This is a genomic window from Methylobacterium sp. D54C (genome assembly GCF_053345595.1).
Map to the genome: position 1 here is coordinate 1 of NZ_JBKFAK010000178.1, position 313 is coordinate 313.

Consider the following 313-nt stretch of genomic DNA (forward strand, 5'->3'; position numbering starts at 1 on the left):
CGTAGCCCCCCCCGCTGACCGGGCCGGCGCCCAGGCTCTCGCGCACCAGCGCCGCCAAGCCGTCCGCGCCCTTGCGGAAGTCCACCGGCCGGGGCGCTACCATGACGCGGACCGCGCCCGCCGGCCCGATCACGCGCCGCCCTTCAGCGCACCGATCACCGCCGCGATGATAGTGGGCGAGGCGCCGTCGCCGATCCCCACCGTGATGCCGCCTGCCTCCACCTCGATCCCCACCGCGCGGCGGCGCGATGAGGATCGTCTGATGCGCCGGCGTGGCGGCTCCGCTCGGGCGGGATCCACCGCCGTGGGCTCG

Annotated in this window: 2 protein-coding genes; both read right to left on the minus strand. The window is 77.0% G+C overall.

The window, feature by feature from the left end:
- Nucleotides 1–103: IS66 family insertion sequence element accessory protein TnpB (tnpB, locus tag ACLBYB_RS33055; RefSeq protein ID WP_447701414.1), on the minus strand; the 103-nt coding region annotated here is incomplete at its 3' end.
- A gap of 26 nt (nucleotides 104–129) precedes the next feature.
- On the minus strand, nucleotides 130–313 hold a 184-nt coding region (locus ACLBYB_RS33060; protein WP_447701413.1), incomplete at its 5' end, for a hypothetical protein.